The organism is Allobosea sp. TAB14 (genome assembly GCF_052113865.1).
Taxonomy (GTDB): Bacteria; Pseudomonadota; Alphaproteobacteria; order Rhizobiales; family Beijerinckiaceae; genus Allobosea; species Allobosea spartocytisi.
On sequence record NZ_JBFRDQ010000050.1, the window covers coordinates 14,405 to 29,506 of the forward strand.

The window sequence follows — 15,102 nt, forward strand, 5'->3', positions numbered from 1 at the left end:
CCCCTTTTGGAATAAGAGCGCGTGAAGACCAGAAACGGCGCAAGGCCCCTTCAGGTCCACTCAGCCCGACACGGCGTCGCAACCCGCTGTGTGTCGAAACGCGCATGACGACGCCACGGTTGCTTTGAACAAAGAAGCGCGAGACAGACGCGAATGAGACCAGGTCAGAACCGGCGTATGCGCGGCCGTAGCAATAACGGCAACAATAACGGCAATCGTAAATCTCCCAACCCTTTGCAGCGTAGCTACGAGTCGAACGGGCCGGACGTAAAGGTCCGCGGCACGGCTCAGCACGTCGCCGAGAAGTATTTGCAGCTCGCTCGCGATGCGCAATCTTCGGGTGATACCGTTGCTGCCGAGGGCTACTTCCAGCACGCCGAACACTATTATCGCATCCTGCTCGCAGCGCAGGAGCAGATGACGCAGCAATTCGGCCATACCTTCCCGCCCAATCGCGCCTTCGTCGATGTCGAGGACGACATGGAGGAGGAGGGGGACGACGACGGCTCCTTCCAGCCGGGCACGGGCCCGCAGCCGGATTTCCGTGGTCAGAACGGCCAGATGAACGGCAACGGCTATAACGGGCATGGTGGCCAGCGCGCCGAGGGCGAAGCCGGCGACGGCCAGTCGCAAGGTGGCGGCCAGCGCTTCGACCGTCAGAACCGCCGCGAGCGCTTCAACAACAACAATAACAGCAACAACAATAACAACGAGCGTCGCTTCGACCGGCAGGATCGTGGCGAACGCCGCTTCGATCGCAACGGCGAAGCCGGGCAGGGCGGTTACACGCCGCGTCCCGACGCACCGCGTTCCGACATTCCGGTTGGCAATGTCGGGGAGCCGGTGGCGCCCGTCGCTGCCGAGCAGCCGCAGGCCGAGCGCTCCTTCGAGCGTCCGCAGCGCGCCGAGCGCCGCCCGCGTCGCGAGCGGCAGCCCGAGCCCGAGGGGGAAGACGTCGCCAGCGCGCTGCCGTCCTTCCTGACGAACCCGGTCCGCACCGTGGCGCCGGTCGAGCCGGTGGCTGCGGAACCTGCTGAGCCCGCCCCGGTCGGCGATACCGCCGAGGAGGCCGCTCCGGCCAAGCGGGTGCGCCGTCGCCGGTCGCCGCGCGAGGTCATGGACGCGCTGGGTTCCGAGACGGACGGTTCTGCCGAGTAAGTTCGGAACATCGGACCATCAGAGATAAAAAAGGGCCCGCAAGGGCCCTTTTTCTTGTCTGCGGTGCTCTCCGGGATGGTCAGGCGATGCCGAGTTCCGCGGGCGTCTCGGACGGCATGAGGGCGTCGCCTTCCCGCAGCGTTCCGCCGGCAATGATGCGGCAATAGATGCCGCAATCGACATGGCCGTAATTCTTCATCAGCGCCTTCGGGATCTGCATGTCGCGGGCGCCGGTATCCGGGTCGACATTGGTCGCGGCGCAACGCTCGATCCGCTTGATGACCTGTAGCTTCAGGCCGTCCGGCCCGGCGAGGTCGCGGCCGACGAGGTCGTTTTCCCCCCAGGCCGAAAGCCCGCTCACCATCAGGTTGCCGCGGAAGCGGAGCGGATCGACCGGCCGTCCGAGCCGCCCTTCGAGATCGGCGACGCTGGCGAGGTTGATGATCGAGACGAAGCCGGAGCGGGAATCGGTGAAGCGATAGGTTGAGGGCGCTGTCAGCAGTTTCGGCTCCCCGCGCAGCTCATCCGGCATGAAACTCTCGAAGAAGCGGGCGAGCGCGGCGTGGCCCTCTTCGGTGGCCATGGGGGCACGCAAAGCCTCCTTGCCCTCGTGCCGGATGACGAGATCGCCGCTGGCATCGTCGTAGCGCGTGCGCAGCCGCGCCAGCGATTCGTTGCGCATCAGCATGAGGTATTTGATCTTCGGCTGATGCACCGGCTCGGCCGGGTCGAAACCCGAAGGGCCGTTCTCGATGGCGAAGAGCCGATCGCCCGGAAAGTAGCCGCCTGCCGGCAGGGTGGCCTGCGACAGGCGCTCCGGCGAAAGCCCCTTCACGGGATAGCGGTAAAGCGTCTCGATGCGCATGATCTGTCCGGCCGTTGCAATCTGCCGGACGATAGCCGCCTTCAGGCGCCCTGACAGATCAAATTCTGTATCCGTTTCGATCAAGCGTCCGCATCGTCTTCCCCATCCGCGACCGAACGCTGGCAGCCCCAGCCGGCCAGCACCGCATCGGTTTCGTCGGCGACGAAGAAGCGGGCGGCATCGCGGTCATAGCCCTCGCCCAGCAGACGCTCGTAATCGGTATGGACGTGGCGGACATGGCTGCCGAGCGCGAGCCACAGTGCCGTCGAAGGCGGCAGGTCCTTCATGTGGCGCCGCTCCGCCAGGGTGATCACCGCCTCTGCGTCGGAAAGCGGGATGCCCGGTGCCAGCGCTCTCAACGCCCGACGAATCGCCTGCTGTCGCTTGGTCCCGGCCATGCCCGATCTGCGCCTGGCGCGAGGCCGAGGTCAATTGCATCGCCCCCTCTTCCGTTGCGCCAATGTCACACTATCTTGGGAGGCGAAGGGCGGCCCATCGCGGCGCCCTATCCTGATGAAAGGCAGCGGGTCTTGCGTCGCTACGGGGCGCGGCCTGCGGGCGGAGTGATCTGAATGAACATTGAAAAATATACGGATCGGGCGAAGGGCTTCCTCCAGGCGGCGCAGACGATCGCGCTGCGCGAGGGCAACCAGCAATTCACCCCCGAGCATCTGCTCAAGGCGTTGCTCGACGACAACGAAGGCATGGCGGCGGGTCTCATCGACCGGGCCGGCGGCCAGTCGCGCCTCGCGCTGCAGCTTGTCGACCAGGCGCTGGCGAAGCTGCCGAAGGTCTCGGGCGGCTCGGGCGGCCTCAACCTGACGCCGGGCCTCGCCCGCGTCTTCGACACCGCCGAGAAGGCGGCCGAGAAGGCCGGCGACAGTTTCGTCACGGTCGAGCGGCTTTTGCTCGCGCTCGCGATCGAGAAGGACACCGAGGCCGGCAAGGCGCTGTCGAAGGCGGGCGTCACCCCGCAGGCGCTGAATGCCGCGATCGAGGCGATCCGCAAGGGCCGCACTGCCGATTCCGCTTCGGCCGAGCAGGCCTATGACGCGCTGAAGAAATATGCCCGTGACCTCACGGCCGCGGCGCGCGAGGGCAAGCTCGACCCGGTGATCGGCCGCGACGAGGAGATCCGCCGCACCATCCAGGTGCTGTCGCGCCGGACCAAGAACAATCCCGTCCTGATCGGCGAGCCTGGCGTCGGCAAGACCGCCATCGCCGAAGGCCTCGCCTTGCGCATCGTCAATGGCGACGTGCCCGAGAGCCTGAAGGACAAGGAACTGCTCGCCCTCGACATGGGCTCGCTGATCGCCGGCGCGAAATATCGCGGCGAGTTCGAGGAGCGGCTGAAGGCGGTGCTGACCGAGGTTTCGTCCTCGGATGGCGGCATCATCCTGTTCATCGACGAGATGCACACCCTGGTCGGCGCCGGCAAGACCGACGGCGCGATGGATGCGTCGAACCTGCTGAAGCCGGCGCTCGCGCGCGGCGAACTGCACTGCATCGGCGCGACCACGCTCGACGAGTATCGCAAATATGTCGAGAAGGATGCGGCGCTGGCGCGGCGCTTCCAGCCGGTCTTCGTCGACGAGCCGACGGTCGAGGACACCATCTCGATCCTGCGCGGCCTGAAGGAGAAATACGAGCAGCATCACCGCGTCCGTATCACGGATTCGGCGCTGGTCTCGGCCGCGACGCTGTCGAATCGCTACATCACCGACCGCTTCCTGCCGGACAAGGCGATCGACCTCGTCGACGAGGCCTCGGCGCGGCTGCGCATGCAGGTCGATTCCAAGCCCGAGGAGCTGGATTCGATCGACCGCGAGATCGTCCGTCTCAAGATCGAGCAGGAGGCGCTGAAGAAGGAGAACGACGCCGGCTCGAAGGAGCGGCTGAAGCGGCTCGAATCCGAACTGGCCGATCTGGAGTCGCGCTCCGACACCATCACGGCCAAGTGGAAAGCCGAGAAGGACAAGCTCGGCCASGCSGCKGAGMTSAARACCAAGCTCGACAATGCCCGCAACGAACTSGCCCAGGCGCAGCGCAAGGGCGAGTATCAGCGGGCGGGCGAGCTTGCCTATGGCGAGATCCCCGGGCTCGAGAAGCAACTCGCCGAGGTCGAGGAGAAGGGCGAGGGCGCCGGCATGGTCGAGGAGGCGGTGACGCCGGACCATGTCGCGCAGGTCGTCAGCCGCTGGACCGGCGTGCCGGTCGATCGCATGCTCGAAGGCGAGAGGGAGAAGCTGCTCCGCATGGAGGAGGTTCTGGGCTCCCGCGTCGTCGGGCAGCGCGAGGCGGTGGAGGCGGTCTCGACCGCGGTCCGTCGTGCGCGGGCCGGCCTGCAGGATCCCAACCGTCCGATCGGGTCGTTCATGTTCCTCGGCCCCACCGGCGTCGGCAAGACGGAGCTGACCAAGGCTCTGGCCTCGTTCCTGTTCGACGACGATACCGCGCTCCTGCGCATCGACATGTCCGAGTACATGGAGAAGCACTCGGTCGCCCGGCTCATCGGCGCGCCTCCGGGCTATGTCGGCTATGAGGAGGGCGGTGCGCTGACGGAAGCGGTGCGCCGCCGGCCCTATCAGGTCGTGCTCTTCGACGAGATCGAGAAGGCGCATCCGGACGTGTTCAACGTCCTGCTGCAGGTTCTCGACGATGGCCGCCTCACCGATGGCCAGGGCCGCACGGTCGATTTCCGCAACGTGCTGATCATCATGACCTCGAACCTCGGTTCGGAGTTCCTGGTGAACCAGCCCGAGGGGCAGGACAGCGATGCGGTTCGCGACGAGGTGATGGGCGTGGTCCGTCACGCCTTCCGGCCCGAGTTCCTGAACCGGATCGACGACATCATCCTGTTCCATCGCCTGCGGCGGAAGGACATGGACGCCATCGTCGATATCCAGATGGCCCGGCTGCAGAAGCTGCTGACCGATCGCAAGATCACGCTCGAGCTTTCGAAGGAGGCGCGCGAGTGGCTGGCCGACAAGGGTTATGACCCCGCCTATGGCGCGCGCCCGCTGAAGCGCGTGATCCAGAAGTTCGTTCAGGATCCGCTGGCGGAAGCCATCCTGGCCGGCGAGATCGTCGACGGCGAGACGGTGCCGATCACCGTCGGTCCGGGCTCGCTGATGCTGGGCCATGTCGCGGCCGTTAAGGAGAAGCGGCCCGTGGGTGTGGCGCTGAACTAAAATCGCGAGCGCCCTTCTCCCCTCGGGGGAGAAGGTGTCTGCGGAGCAGACGGATRAGGGAAGGGTCGCGYMAGCGGCCCTTTTCTTTGCCTGTCGCGTCGCCCTTATCCGTCAGCGCTGCGCGCTGCCACCTTCCCCCCGAGAGGAGAAGGCGGAGGATTCACCCCCGCTTCAGCAGGAACACCGCCTGCGCGCCGAACAGGTTCCAGAACCACCACGGCGCCTTGACGCCGACCTTGCCGCCGGCAGCGTCGAGCGCGACGGCACGCTCCTTTTCCGCGCCGATCAGGTCGCAGAGCGCGACGAAGTCGCGGATCGTGCAGAAATGGATGTTGGGCGTGTCCCACCAGCTATAGGGCAGGGCCTCGGTCACTGGCATGTGGCCCTGGAAGAACACCTGCGAGCGCATCCGCCAATGCCCGAAATTCGGGAAGGAGACGATGGCGCGCCGGCCGATCCTGAGCATCTGCTCCAGCACGAGGCGCGGATTGCGCGTCGCCTGGATCGTCTGGGACAGGATGACGTAGTCGAACGAGTCGTCGGGGTAGTCGGCGAGATCGGTGTCGGCGTCGCCCTGGATCACCGAGAGCCCGCGCGCCACGCAATCGGCCACGCCCTCGCGCGAGAGCTCGATCCCGCGCGCATCGACGTTGCGGGTCTCCGCGAGCAGCGCGAGCAGCGCCCCGTCGCCGCAGCCGACATCGAGCACGCGCGTGCCGGGCTGCACCATCTCGGCGACGAGCTTGAGGTCGATGCGGTTCGTCTGATTGTCCGGGAGGGTCATGCTCAGAGTCCCCGCGCCCGCGCCGCCGCGCCGATGAAGCCGCGCGTCGTGGCGAAGAGGTTGGGCTCTTCCAGCAGGAAGGCGTCGTGGCCCTTGTCGCTCTCCAGCTCGACGAAGGAGACCGAAGCGCCGGCCGCGTTGAGCGCATGCACGATGGCGCGGGAATCCGCCGTGGGGAACAGCCAGTCCGAGGTGAAGGAGGCCACGCAGAAGCGCGTCTTCGTGCCTGCGAAGGCGCGCGCCAGCACCCCGTCATGGTCGGCGGCGAGGTCGAAATAATCCATCGCCCGCGTGACGTAGAGATAGGAATTGGCGTCGAAGCGCTCGACGAAGCTCAGGCCCTGATGGCGCAGATAGCTCTCGACCTGAAAGTCGGCGTCGAAGGAGAAGGTCGGCGCCTCCCTGTCCTGCAATTTGCGGCCGAATTTGCGGTGCAGCGCCTGCTCGGAGAGATAGGTGATATGCGCTCCCATCCGGGCGACCGAAAGTCCCTTGGAAGGCCGGGTGCCTTCTTCGAGATAGCGTCCCTGGCGCCAGTCCGGGTCGGCCATCACCGCCTGCCGGCCGACCTCGTGGAAGGCGATGTTCTGCGCCGAATGCTTGGCGCCGGTCGCCAGCGGCAGCGCCGAGAACACACGGCCCGGATAGCTCGCCGCCCATTGCAGCACCTGCATGCCGCCCATCGAGCCGCCGGCGACGCAGAACAGCGTCTCGATGCCGAGCGAGTCGATCAATGCCGCCTGCGCCCGCACCATGTCGCGGATGGTGACGACCGGGAAGGACAGGCCCCACGGCTTGCCCGTCGCCGGGTTGGTCGAGGCCGGCCCGGTCGTGCCCGTGCAGCCGCCAACGACATTGGCGCAGATCACGAAGAAGCGGTCGGTATCGATCGGCTTGCCCGGCCCGATCATCGCGGTCCACCAGCCGCCCTTGCCGGTGATCGGGTTGCGGCTCGCGACATACTGGTCGCCGGTCAGGGCGTGGCAGACCAGCACCGCGTTCGACTTGTCGGCGTTCAGCGTGCCGTAGGTCTGATAGGCGATCTGCCAGTGGTCGAGCACGACGCCGCAATCCATCAATAGCGGCGCTTCCGGCCCGAAGCGCGCGACCGGGCTCGAAGGCTCGTTGGCCTCCTTCAGCGGGTCGGCGAGGCTGGGGGAGAGATCGCTCATATCGTCCGTTTCGGCAGTGTTATTTGTCTTGCCGGTCCAAGCGTTCGGAAAATCGAACTCTAGCGATGCCGCGTCGGCGCGCTGCTGTCAACGCGGGATTGTGCAGCCGGCTTTGCCAAGGCGCGGCGGGGGCGCTAAGGAGCGTGGCCTTGCCGGAAAGCGCGTTGCCATGACCGAAGCCGCCCCGACCACCCTTGCCGATCTGCGCAGCGAAATCGACCGCATCGACAGCACGATGCATGCGCTGCTGATGGAGCGTTCGCAGATCATCGAGACGCTGATCTCGATCAAGAAGACGCAAGCCTCCGGCTCCGCCTTCCGCCCCGGCCGCGAGGCCGACATCATGAAGCGGCTCGCGCTCAGCCATAAGGGCCTCCTGCCGCTCGACACCGTCGAGAGCGTCTGGCGCATCATCATCGCCACCTTCACCTATGTGCAGGCGCCTTATTCGGTCCATGCCGATGTTTCGGGCGGCGACCCGGCGATGCGTGATTCCGCCCGCTTCCATTTCGGCTTCACGGTGCCTTTCGTCCCGCATGAGGACGCCCGCGCCGTGATCCGCGCCGTTGCGGAATCCGCCGGCGATCTCGGCATCTTTCGCATGGATCAGGGCGCCAGCGCCGGCATCTGGTGGCGCGACCTGATCGGGCCGGATGCGCCGAAGATCATCGCGCGTCTGCCCTTCGTCGAGCGCCCGGACCATCCGGCCGGCACGCCGGTCTACTGCATCGCCAAGCCGCTGGCGGACGCCGCGGTGCGCGAGATCGTGCTCTATGCCGCCCGTGTCGAGCGCTGGTCGGAGGTACTGCGCCACGGTCTTGCCGAGCATCTGGCCGAGGTCTCGGCCTCGGCTGCCGACGGCTCGCATCTGTCGCTGCTGGTCGCCGCCTCCGGCGAGGTCGATCAGGCGGCGATCCGGGCTGCGCTCGCACCCGCCGGTCTCAGCGACTTCTCGGAGGTCGGCAGCCACGCCGCCCGTTTCGCCGTCAAATCCGCCCGTTCGTGAACGCTCTCACGTATCGCCTCTGATCCGCCGTCGTCATCCCGGGCAAGCGCAGCGCAGACCCGGAATCCATCGTAGAGTGCATCGCCCTCCGATGGATTCCGGGTCTCCCTCCGGTCGCCCGGAATGACGGGGAAGGATCGAACCGAAAGACCGATAGATGACCGCCTCCCGCCCCGTGCCCCGTCCCGGCGTCCTCGAGATCGAGGCTTATGTTCCCGGCAAATCCGCCGCGCCCGCCGGCGTGAAGCTGCACAAGCTCTCCTCCAACGAAACCCCGCTGGGTCCGAGCCCGAAGGCGATCGCGGCCTTCGAGGGCCTCGCCGGCAAGCTGGAGCTCTACCCYGATGGCTCGTCGAGCCGGCTCAAGCAGGCGATCGCCGGCCGCTACGGCCTCGATCCCCAGCGGATCATCTGCGGCAATGGCTCCGACGAACTGCTCGAACTCGTCACCAAGGCCTATCTGGGCGAGGGCGATGAGGGCATCTACAGCCAGTACGGCTTCCTGGTCTATCGCATCGCCATCCTGGCCGCCGGCGGCAAGCCGGTCGTCGTGTCCGAGAAGAACTATACGGCCGATGTCGACGCCATCCTCGCGGCGGTGACGCCGAAGACGAAGATCGTCTTCCTCGCCAATCCCAACAATCCGACCGGCACCTATCTGCCCTTCGATCAGGTGAAGCGCCTGCRGGCCGGCCTGCCGCCGCATGTCCTGCTGGTGCTCGACGCGGCCTATGCCGAATATGTCCGGCGCAACGACTATGCGTCGGGCCTCGAGCTTGTCGCCGAGAGCGAGAACGTCGTGATGACGCGGACCTTCTCGAAGATCTACGGCCTCGCCAATCTGCGCATCGGCTGGCTCTACGGGCCTGCCCATGTCATCGACGCGCTGGAGCCGGCGCGGTCTCATCCTGCGCGCCGTCGGCGGCTATGGCTTGCCGGACGCGCTGCGCATGACCATCGGTTCCGAGGAGGCGAACCGCCTCGTCGTCGCCGCGCTCGCAGACTTCCTCGCGGGCAAGGCCTGACGCCGATGGCGGAGAGCTTCGCGCCGCGCCGCGCCACGCCGGTCTTCACCCGCCTCGCCATCATCGGCATCGGGCTGATCGGCTCCTCGATCGCGCGGGCGGCGAAGGAGCTGAACCTCGCCGGCACGATCGTGCTGGCCGACCAGGACGCGGCCGTGCGCCAGCGGGCGCGCGAGCTCGATCTCGGCCATGCCGTCGCTGATACGGCGGCCGAGGCGGCTGATGGCGCCGATCACATCATCCTCTGCGTGCCGGTCGGCGCCTGCGGTTCGGTGGCGGCCGAAATCGCGCCTTCGCTCAAAGCGGGCGCGATCGTCTCCGATGTCGGCTCGGTCAAGGGCTCGGTCGTCGACGCCGTCCTGCCGCATCTGCCTGAGGGCGTGTCCTTCGTGCCGGCCCACCCGGTGGCGGGCACCGAGAATTCCGGCCCCGATGCCGGCTTCCCGAGCCTCTTCCTCAATCGCTGGTGCATCCTGACGCCGCCGGAAGGTACCGATGCGGCTGCCATCGCGAAAACCCGCCAGTTCTGGGAGGGGATGGGTGCGCTGGTCGAGGTGATGAGCGCGCAGCATCATGACCTCGTGCTCGCCGTCACCAGCCACCTGCCGCATCTCATCGCCTACAACATCGTCGGCACCGCCGAGGATCTGGAGGCGGTGACGCAGTCCGAGGTGATCAAGTTCTCGGCTGGCGGCTTCCGCGATTTCACCCGCATCGCCGCCTCCGACCCGACGATGTGGCGCGACGTCTTCCTGCACAACAAGGAAGCGGTGCTGGAGATGCTCGGCCGCTTCAACGAAGACCTCGCTTTGCTCACCCGCGCGATCCGCTATGGCGACGGCGAGACTTTGCACAAGCACTTCACCCGCACCCGTGCCATCCGCCGCGGCATCGTGGCGCTCGGCCAGGAGAAGCCGGAGACGGAGAAGCTGCGCAAGGATTGAAGGGAGGCGGGATCGCGCCGGAGAATCGCCGGGGCTTCGGTGCTGTGCATGGCGCCGCTTGCGGCTTGCCAAGCAGCCCCCCTGCTGGTACAGCGCCACCCGTTGCCGCTTTAGCTCAGCTGGTAGAGCACCTCATTCGTAATGAGGGGGTCGGGGGTTCGAATCCCTCAAGCGGCACCATTTTCCTCTTCGCTGACGTTCACGAACCGACCCAACCGGTCGGTCTTTTCGTGTTTGGCGTTCGCGGACGACATTCGAGGCCAACAGATGGCCCCGACCGCCCCTGCGCTTCGAAATGTCAGCCCCTCCGGAAAGACGGTGAGGCTGTCGCACGGGAAGGGTTTTCAGCTCTCACGCCGAGCGATGATACGCGATGGCGGCGTCTGATAGGTGGGCGCCTCCCGCAGGCGTGATCTCGGCTGCGGATAGTCGTTGCCCGCGCCAACCAAGTCGCGGTGCGACCAGCTCGACGAAATCCGTCAGGATCTGGCGATGGTCGGCGAGGCTGAAATTATACGGCAGTTCCAGCCGCAGCGTGTCGACCAGTCGCAGCACCGGATCGGCTTTCAGTCTTTCGACGATGTCCGCGGCCGGCCCGACGATGTCCGGCGCGATCAGCGTCCGCCGCTCGCCCTGCGGGGCCAGCGTGCGCGCCTGGCGGCTGGCGGCATAATCGCGATAGCGCTGCCGCGTCCCGGCATCGGCGCCATCGAGCGGCACGATCACCCGGCCGATGGCGATGCGCGGCTCGGCCGGTCCGCGCCAATGCGTGCGGAAGGTCTCGACATGGCGCCGCTGTGTCTCGAAGAAATCGTCGGTCTCCTCGCCGGTGTTGATATTGCCGAGGAGGAGATGAAAGCCGTTCTCGGACGCCCAGCGGGCGGAGCGCAGCGAGCCGCCGCCATACCAGAGCCGCTGGCGCAAGCCTTGCGCGTGCGGCCGCAGCCGGGGGCGATGCTCGCCGGCTGCCGAGGTGATGCGCGCCTGCGGCTCGCCCAGCCAGTCGCCCGCGATATTGGCCGCCAGGCGCGCGACGCGGGCATGGGAGAAGTCGATGGCCGCCGGGTCGCCGTCGAAGAGGCGTTCTCCCAGCAGCTTGCCGAAGGGCGGCGCCCCGGCGCTCAGGCCGATGTTCAGCCGCCCGCCGGAGAGCACATCGACCAGTGACAGRTCCTCSGCCAGCCGGAACGGGTTCTCGTARCCSATCTGGATSACGGCGCTGCCGAGGCCGATGCGCCGGGTGCGCTGGGTCGCGGCGGCGAGAAAGGTCGCCGCCGAGGAGACACCCGGTTCGAGATGGCGCTGGCGCACCCAGGCGCTCTCGAAACCGAGCGCCTCGCCATATTCGAACAGCGAGAGCGTCTCCTCCAGGCCGGTGCGTGGATCGGCGTCGTCGTAGTTGCCGGGCGTCAGGAAGGCGATGTTGCGGATCGAGAGCTGCGTCATGGCTTTCAGTATTTCGGCAGGCCGGGCGGGTTGGTCTCGGAACGCGGCAGGGCTTCCTCCTCCAGCCCCCAGCGGGCGAGCGCCTGCCCGTATTTGCCGTTCGCGATCAGGTTGTTGGTCGCGAGCGTCAGCGCGTCGACGAGCCCGCTGCCCTTGCGGGTTGCGATCGCGACATCGGATTTCAGCGGCCAGCCGGCGCTCAAGGTGCCGATGCGCCTGATGTCCTTGTCGCGCGCGGCGATGAAGACGAGTTGCGCGTGGGGCTGGACGATGACGTCCGACCTGCCGGAGCGCAGCGAGACGAGACGCGCTGCCTCGTCGTCGAAAAGCTGGAGTTCGATCGGTTTCAGGCCGGCCGCGACGTTCTGCTTGCTCCACTCGACCAGGATGCGCTCCTGATTGGTGCCGCCGCCGACGGCGATGGTGAGACCGGCGGCGTCTTTCGGCTCCCTGATGCCGGCGATCCTGCTGTCGGCCTTGACGAAGAAGCCGTGCAGGCCCTGGCGATAGGTCGAGAAGTCGAAYTTCTCCTTGCGCTGCTCGGTGACGCCGACATTSGAGATSACSGCRTCGTATTTCCCGGAGGCGAGGCCGAGCGGCCAGTCGGCCCAGGCCACGGGGACGAGATTCAGCTTCAGGCCGAGGCTGCCGGCGATGAGCAGCGCGAAGTCGGGATCGGCTCCGATCACCGTCTTCGCATCGGTGGCATAGGTCGCGAGCGGGGGCCCGCCGGGGCTGATCCCGACGGTGAGCACACCGGGCTCGGCGAAGGCATAGTTGTTCGGGATGCGCGCGACGGCCGCCGGGTCCGTCTCCGCGCGGATACGACCCGCCTGCTCCGGACCGAGATCGAAGGGCGCCTGCTGGGCGAAGGCGGGCAGGCTCGTGGTGCTGAGCGCGCCGACGAGAAGCGACAGGAGTGTCCGTCGCGGAATCATGATGGTCTCCAGTCCTGAAAGATCGATGGGGTGCTGGCCGCGGCTCAAGCCTTCGGCAGGCCGGGCGGATTGGTGCGCGACTGAGCGATCGCTTCGGCCGTCAGGTTCCAGCGCGCGAGCACCTTGGCGTAGTTGCCGTTCCCGATCTGGGTGTTGAGCGCATGAGTGATCGCGTCGGCGAGGCCGGCGCCCTTGCGCGTCGTGACGGCGATCTCGGCCAGTTCCGGCCAGCCGCCGCTGAAATTGCCGGCGAGCCGCGTCTTGCCCTCCTGCGCGGCCTTGAAGCTCAGCAGGGCGTTCGGGCCGAGATAGGCGTCGGCGCGGCCGGATTCGAGCGCGAGATAGAGAACGACGTCGTCGTCGTAATACTGGATATCGACCGGCTTCAGCCCGGCCTTGGTGTTGGCCTCGTTCCAGCGGAGCAGGATCTGCTCCTGGTTGGTGCCGGAGGAGACGATGACCTTCAGCCCCGCCACGTCGCGCGGCTCGCGGATAACGATCTCGTTGCCCTTCTTCACATAGAAGCCGAGCAGGTCCTTGCGRTAGGTSGAGAAGTCGAACTTCTCCTTGCGCTGYTCGGTGACCGTGACGTTGGAGATGACCGCGTCGAACTTGCCCGAGACCACGCCGAGCGGCCAGTCTGCCCAGGCCGTGGTGACGATCTCGAGCTTGCGGCCGAGGGCGTCGGCAACAAGCTGGGCGATCTCCGCCTCCGCGCCGATGACCGTCCTGTTGTCGGTCGCGAAACCGCTGAAGGGAAAGCGCCCGGTATTGTTGCCGACGGTGAAGACGCCGTCCTTGGCGAATTTGGCATCCCCGGCGATGAGCCTGATCGCCTCCTCGTCGCGCTGGGCGCGGGGACGGCCCGGCTGTTCGGGCGAGAGGTCGACCGCCTGCTGGGCGAAGGCCCCGGCGGGGATGAGYGCGGAAGAAGCCGCACCGGCGAAAAGGGCGAGCGAAGCGCGTCTGGTCAGCATGATCGTGTTCCTTGTCCGAAAATTTTGAGCGTCAGAGCACCTTGGCGAGGAATTCGCGGGTGCGGGGATGGTCGGGCTCGCCCAGCACCTTGGCCGGCGCGCCGGTCTCGAGGATGCGACCGGCCTCCATGAAGACGACCTGATCGGCGACCTCGCGGGCGAATCCGATCTCATGGGTGACGATGACGAGCGTCGTGCCGGAGCGGGCGAGTTCCTTGATGACGTCGAGCACCTCGCCGACGAGCTCGGGGTCCAGCGCCGAGGTCGGCTCGTCGAAAAGCAGGACCTTGGGTTTCAAGGCGAGCGCGCGGGCGATGGCGACGCGCTGCTGCTGGCCGCCGGAGAGCTGGCGCGGATAGGCATCGACCTTGTCGGCGAGGCCGACGCGGGCAAGCAGCTCCCGCGCCTCGGCCAGCGCCTGTTCGCGGGAGAGGCCACGCACCGTCACCGGCGCCTCGGCGATGTTCTCGAKCGCGGTSAGATGSGGGAAGAGGTTGAAGTTCTGGAAGACCATGCCGACRTCGAYGCGGCGCTTCAGGATGTCCTTCTCCTTCAGTTCGTAGAGCGTCTCGCCGTCCTGCCGGTAGCCGATCAATTCGCCGTCGATGGCGATGAAGCCTTCGTCGACCCGCTCCAGATGGTTGATCGCGCGCAGCAGCGTCGATTTGCCCGAGCCGGACTGGCCGATGATCGCGGTGACGCTGCCCGGCTTCAGCGCGAGGCCGACATCGTCGAGCACCTTGAGCGGGCCGAAACTCTTCGAGACATGGCTGATGCGGATCTCGCCGCCGCGGCGCGGCGACAGCGTTGCGAGCGAGGCCGCGTCCTGCCGGCTGGTGACCGGTGCCGGCGCGGCGAAGGCGGTGCTCGTGTTGTCTCGACCGCGGCCGAGCCAGCGCAGGGCGCCATCGATCGCCGATGGCGGTGGGTTGCGCAGCGCGCCGCGGGCGTAGTGCCGCTCGATATGGCGCTGGAAGAAGGAGAGGACGCTGAGGATGACGAGGTACCAGACCGTCGCCACCATCAGCAGCGGGATCACCTCGAGATTGCGCCGGTAGATGACCTGGATGGTGTAGAACAGCTCTGGCAGGGCGAGGATGTAGACCTGGCTGGTCCCCTTCGCGAGGCTGATGATCTCGTTGAAGGCCGTAGGCAGGATCGAGCGCATCGCCTGCGGCAGCACGATGCGCGAGATCTGGCGGCGTCTCGGCAGGCCGAGCGCGGCGGCGGCCTCGTGCTGGCCCTGATCGACGGACAGGATGCCGCCGCGCACGATCTCGGATGAGAAGGCGGCGGCGTTGAGCGTGAGCCCCAGCACGGCGGCGAGGAACGGCGTGATGAGCTGCGTCGTCTGCCAGGAGCCGAAGCTGATCCCGGTGAAGGGGATGCCCAGCCAGATCGTGCTGTAGAGATAGCCSAGATTGTTCAGSAYCAGCAGCAGCACGATSAGCGGRATCGAGCGGAAGAGCCAGACATARCCCCAGGACAGGGACGCCAGCAGCGGCGAGCCCGAGACCCGCGCCAGCGCCAGCAGCGTCCCGAGCAGGAAGCCGAACACCGTGCCGAGCAGCGTCAGCAGGAGTGTGCGTCCAAGGC

The 15,102-nt window shown here is 67.0% G+C and carries 12 protein-coding genes, 1 tRNA gene and 1 pseudogene; 6 read left to right on the forward strand and 8 right to left on the reverse strand.

All coding sequences use genetic code 11. From position 1 onward, the window contains the following. The first annotated feature begins 177 nt into the window (after nucleotides 1-177). On the forward strand, nucleotides 178-1,158 hold the full coding sequence (locus AB4Y99_RS09915) for a DUF4167 domain-containing protein (protein ID WP_441523190.1): 981 nt from the start codon (nucleotides 178-180) through the stop codon (nucleotides 1,156-1,158). Between the two features lie 79 nt (nucleotides 1,159-1,237). Here the strand turns inward: AB4Y99_RS09915 and AB4Y99_RS09920 are convergent, their stop codons facing one another. Together AB4Y99_RS09920 and AB4Y99_RS09925 are read right to left on the reverse strand one after the other, a co-directional pair. Next, nucleotides 1,238-2,023, reverse strand: coding sequence for an MOSC domain-containing protein (locus tag AB4Y99_RS09920; RefSeq protein ID WP_441523191.1), 786 nt, complete (start codon nucleotides 2,021-2,023; stop codon nucleotides 1,238-1,240). An 80-nt stretch (nucleotides 2,024-2,103) separates the two neighbouring features. After that, a complete protein-coding gene (locus AB4Y99_RS09925; protein WP_038360682.1) occupies nucleotides 2,104-2,421 on the reverse strand; it encodes a DUF2293 domain-containing protein in 318 nt (105 codons plus the stop codon). Nucleotides 2,422-2,595: 174 nt separating this feature from the next. On the opposite strand from AB4Y99_RS09925, the gene clpB reads away from it, so the two are divergent. Next, nucleotides 2,596-5,214, forward strand: a complete 2,619-nt coding sequence (gene clpB, locus AB4Y99_RS09930; RefSeq protein WP_441523192.1) for an ATP-dependent chaperone ClpB — start codon at nucleotides 2,596-2,598, stop codon at nucleotides 5,212-5,214. 160 nt (nucleotides 5,215-5,374) lie between these two features. Here the strand turns inward: clpB and metW are convergent, their stop codons facing one another. Continuing rightward, complete coding sequence (metW, locus tag AB4Y99_RS09935; RefSeq protein ID WP_038360688.1) at nucleotides 5,375-5,998, reverse strand: methionine biosynthesis protein MetW; 624 nt, start codon at nucleotides 5,996-5,998, stop codon at nucleotides 5,375-5,377. 2 nt (nucleotides 5,999-6,000) lie between these two features. Then, the gene (gene metX / locus AB4Y99_RS09940) at nucleotides 6,001-7,170 is read right to left on the reverse strand and encodes a homoserine O-acetyltransferase MetX (RefSeq protein ID WP_133562438.1); all 1,170 of its coding nucleotides are present in this window, start codon (nucleotides 7,168-7,170) and stop codon (nucleotides 6,001-6,003) included. Between the two features lie 169 nt (nucleotides 7,171-7,339). Here metX and AB4Y99_RS09945 point away from each other — a divergent pair, with 169 nt between their 5' ends. From AB4Y99_RS09945 to AB4Y99_RS09960, 4 genes and pseudogenes are all read left to right on the forward strand, one after another. Continuing rightward, nucleotides 7,340-8,176 carry a chorismate mutase gene (locus AB4Y99_RS09945; RefSeq protein ID WP_441523193.1) on the forward strand — a complete coding sequence of 279 codons (837 nt, stop codon included), beginning with the start codon at nucleotides 7,340-7,342 and terminating at the stop codon, nucleotides 8,174-8,176. Between the two features lie 157 nt (nucleotides 8,177-8,333). After that, a pseudogene (locus AB4Y99_RS09950) lies at nucleotides 8,334-9,201 on the forward strand (pyridoxal phosphate-dependent aminotransferase). Nucleotides 9,202-9,206: 5 nt separating this feature from the next. Beyond that, nucleotides 9,207-10,145, forward strand: coding sequence for a prephenate/arogenate dehydrogenase family protein (locus AB4Y99_RS09955; RefSeq protein ID WP_133562435.1), 939 nt, complete (start codon nucleotides 9,207-9,209; stop codon nucleotides 10,143-10,145). 104 nt (nucleotides 10,146-10,249) lie between these two features. Next, nucleotides 10,250-10,325: transfer RNA gene (locus AB4Y99_RS09960), tRNA-Thr, on the forward strand. Nucleotides 10,326-10,496: 171 nt separating this feature from the next. Here AB4Y99_RS09960 and AB4Y99_RS09965 read toward each other — a convergent pair. The 4 genes from AB4Y99_RS09965 to AB4Y99_RS09980 all read right to left on the reverse strand — a co-directional run. Further along, on the reverse strand, nucleotides 10,497-11,591 hold the full coding sequence (locus tag AB4Y99_RS09965; RefSeq protein WP_441523194.1) for an LLM class flavin-dependent oxidoreductase: 1,095 nt from the start codon (nucleotides 11,589-11,591) through the stop codon (nucleotides 10,497-10,499). A 5-nt stretch (nucleotides 11,592-11,596) separates the two neighbouring features. Next, complete coding sequence (locus tag AB4Y99_RS09970) at nucleotides 11,597-12,529, reverse strand: ABC transporter substrate-binding protein (protein WP_441523195.1); 933 nt, start codon at nucleotides 12,527-12,529, stop codon at nucleotides 11,597-11,599. 44 nt (nucleotides 12,530-12,573) lie between these two features. Then, nucleotides 12,574-13,506, reverse strand: a complete 933-nt coding sequence (locus AB4Y99_RS09975; protein ID WP_441523196.1) for an ABC transporter substrate-binding protein — start codon at nucleotides 13,504-13,506, stop codon at nucleotides 12,574-12,576. A gap of 31 nt (nucleotides 13,507-13,537) precedes the next feature. After that, nucleotides 13,538-15,102: amino acid ABC transporter permease/ATP-binding protein (locus AB4Y99_RS09980; RefSeq protein ID WP_441523197.1), on the reverse strand; the 1,565-nt coding region annotated here is incomplete at its 5' end.